Source organism: Streptosporangium sp. G11 (genome assembly GCF_051192615.1).
GTDB lineage: Bacteria > Actinomycetota > Actinomycetes > Streptosporangiales > Streptosporangiaceae > Streptosporangium.
The window spans coordinates 1-2921 of record NZ_JBPJUQ010000225.1 but is presented as its reverse complement, the minus strand read 5'-3'; the positions used below and the strand labels follow the sequence as shown (position 1 = coordinate 2921).

Sequence of the window (2921 nt, the reverse complement as noted above, 5' to 3'; positions counted from 1 at the left end):
GGCGGCGGGCTTACGCCGTGCCGTCCCGGCTGGCGCGGGCCGGGACCGGCCGCCAGGGCCGCACGCCCGGCCCGCTGACCGTGCCGGGGCGGCGGGGCGTGTCCCGCCGTGCGGCGGCGCGAAGCGCTGGCGCCTTGAACCAGTAAAGAAACTCTGAGCCACTAATGATCAGTAGTGTGGAGCCGTGCCAGATGAGGAGACATCGTCGCCACAGGTCAAGCCTGTATCTGAGTGGCGAGACGTGTACGGCTTCCTCGATGAGCTTCGACGTCGACCAGGGATGTGGATTCGCAACGGCTCCCTCCGGGAGCTGGAAACGATGCTGGTCGGGTACAAGCTCGCGCTGGATGTTCACGGCGTCAAGGAACGGTTCGACCTGTGGCCGAACGGCCCCTTCTCCGAATGGCTCGCTCGCTACGGCCGGTCGAGCGCATTGGGCTGGGCGGCCGAGATCGAACGCCAGGTAGAACCCGGCACTACGCCTTTGGACGCGTTCTTCGCCTTCCTGGATGAGTACCGGGCTGAGCAGGGCGAAGACAAGACTGAGGCGAGTTAACGCGCTGCGACCTGCCGAAACATATTCCCCTAATGCCGCGCTAGATGATGAGGGCGATGCCGTTGTCGGCGAGTTCTTGTGGGGTGAATACGGCGTTGGTGTCGTCGGCGAGTTCGGCGCTGTAGCCGATCTCGTAGCGGTTGGCGGGGGCTTTGACCTCGGTGACCTCGATGGGGTGGCCGTTGGCGTGGGCCATGGTGCGGCGGATGATGAGGAGCGCTTCGGCGTAGTCCATGCCCAGGCGGGTGCGTTCGTCTTCGTAGGCGATGCGGGAGGTGGTCAGGGTCATCCAGCGGATGGGGCCGTGTTCGCGGATGAGCGATTGGTAGAAGAAGCCGGGTCGTTTGCGGTACTGGTCGAAGCGCTTGGGGGTGTCCCAGTCGGGGAGCATGTCGGCGTTGGTGTAGGAGTTGATCTCCAGGCGGGCTGAGGCGCCGTGGATGCGGGCGGTGTGGCCGCGGTGCCACATGCTGCGGCGGTGGATGACGGGGTGTCCGGTGCGGACGCCGAGGATGATCGCGGTATCGCGGTTGGCGGTGATCTTCTCGCCGGTGAACAGCGGGGTGTCGGGGTCGACGTCGCGTAGGGCGAGGTCCCAGCCGAAGGCTTGGATGTCGGGGTGGTTGCCGGGGGCGGCCAGGTCGGGTCTGGTCTGGTGGCTGATGAGGATGACTTGGCGTTCGGGCATGGGGCGGACGAAGGAGCCGCGTCCGCGCATGACGTAGGCGAGTCCTTCGGAGACCAGGGTGTCGATGGCCTTGCGGACGGTGGGGCGCGAGACCTCGTAGCGGCGGACCAGCTCCGGCTCACTCGGCAGGGCTCCGCCGGGCGGGTAGCGGCCGTCCAGGATCGCGGTTCGCAGGTCGGCGGCGATGGTGCGCCAGCGGACGTCCTTGTCCTCGGTGGTCTCCACAGCAGCTCCTTCTCGGGAAGTTCCATAACTACTTGTACTACAGGTTGCATGAAACCCTCAACGCAAGGCAACATGTAGTACAGGCAGTGTTGCATGAGAGGGGGTGGTCACCATGAACCAACCGAACGAGCACGACCAACAGGCACGACATCCGGAGTGGATGACCGATCTGGTCCAGGTGCTCAACGCACCCGGCTATGACCGATGGCGGTCGATGGTGGCCGCTACCGGCGGCTGCGCTAACCCGATCCACCTGGCCGGAGAGTCGGCCATCGTCAATACCGACACCGGCGAAGTCCTGCACACCTACCGCACCGCTGATGAGCCGTCCGGGCATCTGCTGGTGGCCTGCGGCAACCGGCGGGCTTCCGTGTGCTCGGCCTGCTCGGAGGTCTACCAGGCCGACACCTTCCACCTCATCCGCGCGGGCCTGTCCGGCGGCAAGGGCATCCCGGAAACGGTGAGCGCGCACCCTCGGGCGTTCGTCACCTTGACCGCTCCGTCCTTCGGTCCGGTGCATACCCGGCGGGAGAAGAACGGGACGGTGCGGGCTTGCCGTCCCCGCAACCGCGACAAGGTTTGTGAGCACGGGCATCCGGTCGGCTGCCATGCTCGCCACGAGCCAAAGGACGAACGGCTCGGGCAACCCATCTGCGGTGACTGTTATGACTACGTGGGCGCGGTGCTCTGGCAGGCTCACGCGGGCTCGCTGTGGCACCGCTTCACCTTGGAAGTGCGACGCACCCTGGCCAGTCAGGCGGGGCTGAGTCGCAAGGAGTTCGGCAAGCAGGTCCGGGTGTCGTTCGCCAAGGTCGCCGAGTATCAGCGGCGCGGCCTGGTGCACTTTCACGCCATCATCCGCCTCGACGGCCCCGAAGGCGGGAGCGAACCCCCGCCGGACTGGGCTGATCACCACCTGCTCACCCGGTCTATCCCGCCAGCGGTGCGGCGGGTCACCGTGACCACGCCCGCGAGTGATCTCGAACGGCGGGATCTGGTCTGGGGTGATCAGCTCGACATCCGGCCCATCCTGCTCGACGCCAGCGCGGACGGGTTGAGTGAGCGGGCGGTGGCGGGCTACATCGCCAAGTACGCCACCAAGGGGGCCGAAGCCTCCGGCACCGTCGATCACCGCCTGTCGTGTCCGGCCTGCGGCGGTCGGGGGCGGCTGCGGCTGATGGCCTCCTGCGAACGCTGCCACGGAACCGGGCTCAAGCCGGGTCTGCACTTGGACGCGCTGCCGGTCACCGAGCACGCCCGGCGCATGATCCGTACCTGCTGGGAGCTGGGCGCACGTCCGGAGTTGGTCACACTGCGGCTGCGGCCCTGGGCGCACATGCTGGGCTTTCGGGGCCATTTCTCGGATCTGGCAAGGTTTTCGTGATGGGGTGACGGATTGTCATCGCGGTGGCATCGTGGCCATTGTGTGATGACCTTCTGCGTCTGCTGTTT

At 66.7% G+C, this 2921-nt stretch carries 3 protein-coding genes; 2 read left to right on the top strand and 1 reads right to left on the bottom strand.

Going from position 1 to position 2921, the window contains the following annotated elements; translation table 11 throughout:
- Positions 1–184 precede the first annotated feature (184 nt).
- Entirely contained in the window at positions 185–556 is a 372-nt protein-coding gene (locus ACSDR0_RS49980; protein ID WP_435296023.1) for a hypothetical protein, read from the top strand.
- A gap of 40 nt (positions 557–596) precedes the next feature.
- Here ACSDR0_RS49980 and ACSDR0_RS49975 read toward each other — a convergent pair whose 3' ends face one another.
- On the bottom strand, positions 597–1469 hold the full coding sequence (locus ACSDR0_RS49975; RefSeq protein WP_435296022.1) for a GntR family transcriptional regulator: 873 nt from the start codon (positions 1467–1469) through the stop codon (positions 597–599).
- A gap of 112 nt (positions 1470–1581) precedes the next feature.
- On the opposite strand from ACSDR0_RS49975, the gene ACSDR0_RS49970 reads away from it, so the two are divergent.
- Positions 1582–2853: a replication initiator gene (locus ACSDR0_RS49970; RefSeq protein WP_435296021.1), complete on the top strand. Its 1272-nt coding sequence runs from the start codon at positions 1582–1584 to the stop codon at positions 2851–2853.
- Positions 2854–2921: the final 68 nt, after the last annotated feature.

Bases quoted from the DNA above. Each gene is read 5' to 3' on its own strand.
- ACSDR0_RS49970 (WP_435296021.1), top strand. From the start codon at position 1,582: ATGAACCAACCGAACGAGCACGACCAACAGGCACGACATCCGGAGTGG.